Here is a 6,139-nt window from a genome sequence, read left to right as displayed (position 1 = left end):
CTCCAATCAGCAGGGTGCTTAATATATAACAATATGTTTTAACATAGCTTAAAATTACATTGGTGCAATGACTTCCCGGTTGCCCATATATGGACGAAGTACAGTAGGAATGACGACACTGCCATCGGCTTGTTGGTAATTTTCTAAGATGGCAGCGACCGTGCGGCCAATCGCAAGACCAGAACCATTTAGGGTGTGAACATGCTCCGGCTTTGCCTTTGGTTCGCGGCGGAAACGAATGTTTGCCCGTCTTGCCTGGAAGGCCTCGAAGTTACTGCAAGAAGATATTTCTCGATACGTTCCATAGCTTGGAATCCAAACTTCAATATCATACTTTTTCGCAGCGGTAAAGCCGAGGTCACCCGTACACATACTTAACACGCGGTATGGCAACTCCAATAATTGTAATACTTTTTCTGCATCATTTGTCAGCTTTTCAAGCTCCTCATATGAATCCTCAGGCTTAACAAACTTTACAAGTTCTACCTTATTGAATTGATGCTGACGAATCAACCCCCGTGTATCTCGGCCCGCAGAGCCAGCCTCAGAGCGGAAACATGCGCTGTAAGCAGCGAAGCGGATTGGCAGAGCTTCTGCGGTTAAGATTTCATCACGGTGAAGATTGGTGACAGGGACTTCCGCTGTCGGAATTAGGAAGTAATCTTCATTTTCAATTAAGAAGGCATCTTCTTCGAACTTAGGAAGCTGACCTGTTCCAGTCATGCTCGCCCGGTTGACTAAATACGGCGGTAATATTTCTGTGTATCCATGCTCATCGACGTGAAGGTCTAACATAAAGCTTATTAATGCACGTTCTAAACGAGCACCTAACCCTTTATAAAATACAAAGCGGCTTCCTGTTACCTTCCCAGCCCGTTCAAAATCAAGAATCCCTAGCTGATCGGCAACATCCCAATGCGGCTTGGCTTCAAAGTCAAACTCACGCACCTTGCCCCATTGTCTTATTTCAATATTATCATCCTCAGTTTCGCCCACTGGAACACTTTCATGCGGGATATTCGGAATGCTCAACATCAAAAGTTCTAATGACTCTTCCACTACACGTAATTCATCATCAAACGTTTTGATCTTGTCACCCACCTCACGCATTTCCTTGATCAAATGGTCGGCATCCTGCTTATCACGTTTTAAAGCTGCAACCTGCTGAGATACTTCATTGCGGCGGCTTTTTAACTTTTCTGTTTCGACAATCAACTCTCGTCTTCTTTGGTCCAGTTCTTCAAATTGATCAAGTGCAGATAAATCTTCCCCACGCTTTTGAAGCTTTTCTTTTACTTCTGCAAAATCAGCTCGTAACACTTTAATATCTAGCATAAAAATGGCACTCCTTTTTATTAAAATTTTAATCTTAGACAACGCTGTACGGTTGGCATTACCGCTTAAAAAACAAAAAACTCCCGCCCCTAAAACAGGGACGAGAGTTACTCGCGATACCACCCTGGTTGACAGAATAAACTGTCCACCTCAAAAAACGTTAACGGTTTCGACCGAAAGTACTTACTGACCTCAGGATGAGATGTTCCGCACCTTGCTCGAGGAGGGATTCACAAGTTTCATTCACCGGTTCACACCAGCCACCGGCTCTCTTGTAGAATGAGTCTCTTGTTACTATTTCCTCTCATTGCTTTATCATAATTTATGATTTTGTATTTATTAATTTACTATATATATTATCCAAAAGCAACCAATTTATACGAATTGTTTTTGCTTAGCTTCTTTCACCGTAAATTAAAACCAGCCCTTAACAGTGGAGGAAATCCCATGAAAGACATCTCCAAAGAAATTACCAATACCTTTCATCATCAACACGAACCAGTTTGATTTTTCTACATCTTGTGCAGCAATCACATCAACCTTTACAGATTGTTGCCCCTCTGCAGTTAAGTAGCTTACCTTTTCGCCATTGTTTGGTGCAATGGTTAAATAACCAACTTTCTCACCCTTTTTAATTGGGGCCGTTAGCTTACCATCTTTCGTCAATTTCTTCTTATCAAGGACTAAGACAGGTTTGTAATTTTGTTTGCTGCCATTTGGAATCATCATGTTAATGGCTGATTTTGTATAGATCTTAACCTGGTCTGCTTTTCCCTTTGTAACAGGAACCGTTTTTTGATCTTTTACTTGGTAATGCTTAGAAATAATTTTTTCCTGTGAAAAATTTGTAAATGCGTAATCTAGCATTTTTTTTGTTTCACCAAAACGCGCTTTATAACCGTCGTTTTTCCCGCTAGCATCCTTCGCATTTTGGACAACGGTAATAAATCGTTTTCCATCTCTGCTTGCTGTCCCTGTGAAACAGTAACCCGCAAAATCAGTTGTACCGGTTTTAAGCCCGTCCATACCTTCATAGCCATAAACTAATGTTGGCAGCATCCAGTTCCAGTTTTGCATTTCAATTCGATCTTCTGTACCTTCACGAAATACCTTTTTAGGCGTGCTGGCTGTTTTTAAGACATCTGGATAATCATTAATGAGATGAAATGCTAATGTCGCCACATCACGAGGAGACATCACATTTTCCTCCTCTGCGCCAGTTCCTTCCGGTTGGCTGCCATTATAATCTTTATTATTCAAACCAGTTGAGTTCACAAATTTACTATTTTTTAATCCAAGTTTTTTCGCCTTTTCATTCATCATCTTGACAAAGTTCGTTTCCGAACCGGCAATGACTTCAGCAAGGGCAATGGTTGTCCCATTTGCAGAATAAATAGCCATAGCTTCATATAATTCTCGAACATTATATTTTTCACCAAGGCGTAAAGGGACATTCGATAAACCCGTTGGCTGTGAGATCTTATAAACCAGGTCACTTACTGTATATTCCTGGTCCCATTTGACCTTACCGTGTTTCACGGCATCAAGTAAAAGATATTCCGTCATCATCTTTGTCATACTGGCAATTCCTAATGGACTGTCAGCATTTTTTGCATATAAAACCTTACCTGTTTGTCCATCAACCAAAATAGCTCCGTCTGCATTCACATTTAATGCTGCGTCCGCCTTCGCTATATCAACACCAGCAAATAGTCCAAAAAACAAAATAAGTGCCAGTGCACTGGCAATACATTTCTGATAAAAATGTTTGTTCACTTTAACGCCCTCCATGAATTTATACACCTTGGTTATTTTAACATAAGTCAATAGCAAATCATAGACGGAGCAATGAACCATCTTATGGCTATTTTTTAAAGTTTATAGGTATTTTTACATAAAAAACAGAGAAGTCATCGCTTCTCTGTTTTAATGTTATAGGGAGTAGTTTGGAGCCTCTTTTGTGATTTGAACATCATGTGGATGACTCTCTCTTAACCCCGCACCTGTCATTTTAATAAATTGTGCTTTGGTTCTTAATTCCTCTAGATCTTTGGTTCCGCAATAACCCATACCGGATCTGAGTCCGCCGATAAGTTGATAAACAGTCTCTGCTAATGGCCCTTTATAAGGAATCCGTCCTTCAATTCCTTCTGGAACGAACTTCTTATTATCTTCTTGGAAATAACGGTCTTTTGATCCTTTTTCCATCGCAGCCACTGAACCCATCCCACGGTACACTTTAAAGCGGCGTCCTTGGAAAATTTCCGTCTCTCCTGGGCTCTCTGTTACCCCTGCCAATAAGCTGCCCAGCATAACGGCATGTCCGCCAGCTGCAAGAGCTTTTACGATATCTCCAGAGTATTTGATACCGCCATCGGCAATAATCGTCTTGCCATGCTTCATCGCTTCTCCTGCACAATCATAAACGGCAGTAATTTGTGGAACACCGACACCCGCTACGACACGTGTTGTACAAATCGAACCAGGTCCAATTCCTACTTTGACAACATCGGCTCCTGCTTCAATTAAGGCTTTGGTTCCTTCAGCTGTTGCCACGTTCCCAGCAATAATAGTGAGATTTGGATGAGTAGTTCTAATTTCCTTTACCATATCGAGGACACCTTTGGAATGTCCATGGGCTGTATCAAGGACAATTACATCGACATTGGCTTTTACAAGTGCTTCTACTCGTTTCATCGTATCGCTCGTTACTCCAACCGCTGCTCCGGCCAATAAACGCCCTTGACTGTCTTTTGCAGAGTTTGGAAATTCAATCACCTTTTCGATATCCTTAATAGTGATTAATCCTTTTAACACACCCTGTTCATTAACAAGCGGTAGTTTTTCGATTTTGTACCGCTGCAGAATTTTCTCTGCCTCCTTTAAAGTCGTTCCAACTGGAGCAGTCACAAGATTTTCCTTAGTCATAACGTCGGAAATTTTAAATGAATAATCTTGGATAAAACGAAGGTCCCTATTGGTGATAATCCCGATAAGCTTTTGTTCCTCCAAGTTATTAACAATCGGTACACCGGAAATACGATATTTTCCCATTAAATGCTCCGCATCATACACTTGGTGCTCTGGAGTCAGGAAAAATGGATCAGTAATGACCCCGCTTTCTGATCTCTTGACCTTTTCCACTTGCTCTGCTTGCTGCTCAATCGTCATATTCTTATGAATAATCCCTAAGCCGCCTTGTCGTGCCATTGATATAGCCATTTCTGATTCTGTAACGGTGTCCATCCCAGCACTTATGATAGGAATATTTAGCTTTACACTTGGCGATAGTTCCACATGCAGTTTTACATCTCTAGGCAATACTTCTGATTTACCAGGAATTAACAAAACATCATCGAACGTTAAACCTTCTTTTACAAACTTACTTTCCCACATTTTTCAGGCCCCCAGGAAAAAAATATTATTTGTAGGTTATCAATTGGATAAAATACTGTCAAGGAATAAATATTAGTCTGATTCTTCTGAAAAAGGTGATATAGTCTTGGGCATTCAATATAAAGATTGGAAAAGCTACTCTTGTTTCTTTTCAGCAGAGTACTGCCAGCAATATTTAAAAGATTGTTATCAAAAACGGAATATCGAAAATCCAGAGCAAAAAAGCTATGAAAACTGTTATGCATTTTTATATTATCTGGAACACGGGCAAATTTATTATCAACAGGCTAGCAGCTCTCCACTTATTATAAAACCAATTTTACTTTTTTATGGTCTTGTCCATTTAATTAAGGCATGTATATTAACAACAGATCCTGCTTACCCTGAAACAACGGCTGTTTTGGCTCACGGTGTCTCCACAAGAAAAAGAAAGAAGCAGAATTACCATTTCTTCCAGGATGAAGTGAAATTTCAAAAAAATGGACTTTTCCCCTTCATCTCTGAAAAGTTGTTTCACATGAAACAATTGGAAGGGGAGAAAGTCATAATGGAGGAATTACTAAAGCTTATACCAGAGCTTGATGAATTATTCTTTTTACTTGAGGGGAAAAGGACATTTATGAAGCTGGAGGTCGCTGAGGAACAGCTTGTTGTACCGGAAAAAATATTAGATCAGTTCCATATGACAGAAAGTCGATTTAAGGAATTTTTATCTTCCAAGTTTGAAAAGGGTGTGGAGTTTTCTACGGAGGGATTGTCGTTTAAGGTGAACTCAGCCTCTTCTTTTGGAAGCTCACCATTGAAGTTTCATTTAGAGGAAAATTATTATGCGCTGCCCCTGAATAAAGACAACTATTTTAATTTCCCTGAGCTGCTGATTCATTATTTATTGCTTTACAATTTAAGTATGATTGCACGTTATGAAACGGAGTGGTGGAGTGAGTTGACGAAGATGATGCCAAATAAGGATTATCCGTTCATTTGTTCGTTTCTTGATGTCACGATGGAAAAGGGACCATTTTTGGTTTATCAGTATTTGATGGGGAAATAGTTAAACTGGATTGGGCTTTCCTCTCTTCAGAGTGCCCATTCTTTGCTTTTTCCTCCACCTACGGGCACTGTGAGCCTTTCAGAGTGTCCGGTCTGTGCCTTTTCCTTCACCTACGGGCACTGTGAGCCCTTCAGAGTGTCCGGTCTGTGCCTTTTCCTCCTCCTACGGGCACTGTGAGCCTTTCAGAGTTCCCGGTCTCTACTTTTTTCTCCTCGCATGGAAACTGTGAACTTTCAGAGTTCCCATCCTGTGTTTTTTCTGCGTGCACTGGCACTGCGAACTATTTATAGCGTCCTCTATTTTCTTACTTTCTTTAAAAATAAACATATTTCTCTTCAAAACAAAAAAACAACCTTT

The 6,139-nt window shown here is 40.4% G+C and carries 4 protein-coding genes and 1 other annotated feature; of the genes, 1 reads left to right on the top strand and 3 read right to left on the bottom strand.

Translation table 11 applies throughout. The features are described 5' to 3' along the window. Positions 1-54: 54 nt before the first annotated feature. The 3 genes from serS to guaB all read right to left on the bottom strand — a co-directional run bounded on the left by serS (position 55) and on the right by guaB (position 4,731). A complete protein-coding gene (gene serS / locus V7659_RS02265) occupies positions 55-1,335 on the bottom strand; it encodes a serine--tRNA ligase (protein ID WP_335537844.1) in 1,281 nt (426 codons plus the stop codon). Between the two features lie 93 nt (positions 1,336-1,428). Next, positions 1,429-1,652 (bottom strand) — a binding site (T-box leader). Positions 1,653-1,749: 97 nt separating this feature from the next. Beyond that, positions 1,750-3,126 carry a D-alanyl-D-alanine carboxypeptidase family protein gene (locus tag V7659_RS02260; protein ID WP_420491322.1) on the bottom strand — a complete coding sequence of 459 codons (1,377 nt, stop codon included), beginning with the start codon at positions 3,124-3,126 and terminating at the stop codon, positions 1,750-1,752. A 141-nt stretch (positions 3,127-3,267) separates the two neighbouring features. Next, positions 3,268-4,731 carry an IMP dehydrogenase gene (gene guaB, locus V7659_RS02255; protein WP_283876888.1) on the bottom strand — a complete coding sequence of 488 codons (1,464 nt, stop codon included), beginning with the start codon at positions 4,729-4,731 and terminating at the stop codon, positions 3,268-3,270. Between the two features lie 106 nt (positions 4,732-4,837). On the opposite strand from guaB, the gene V7659_RS02250 reads away from it, so the two are divergent. Beyond that, positions 4,838-5,782, top strand: a complete 945-nt coding sequence (locus tag V7659_RS02250; RefSeq protein WP_335537841.1) for a YaaC family protein — start codon at positions 4,838-4,840, stop codon at positions 5,780-5,782. Positions 5,783-6,139 lie beyond the last annotated feature (357 nt).

This window comes from Neobacillus drentensis, from assembly GCF_036966985.1.
In the GTDB taxonomy this organism is placed as follows: domain Bacteria; phylum Bacillota; class Bacilli; order Bacillales; family Cytobacillaceae; genus Neobacillus; species Neobacillus drentensis_E.
Note: the sequence above shows the minus strand (reverse complement) of the source record. Positions and strands in the feature narration are given on the sequence as shown.

Bases quoted from the DNA above. Each gene is read 5' to 3' on its own strand.
- serS (WP_335537844.1), bottom strand. From the start codon at position 1,335: ATGCTAGATATTAAAGTGTTACGAGCTGATTTTGCAGAAGTAAAAGAA.
- V7659_RS02260 (WP_420491322.1), bottom strand. From the start codon at position 3,126: ATGGAGGGCGTTAAAGTGAACAAACATTTTTATCAGAAATGTATTGCC.
- guaB (WP_283876888.1), bottom strand. From the start codon at position 4,731: ATGTGGGAAAGTAAGTTTGTAAAAGAAGGTTTAACGTTCGATGATGTT.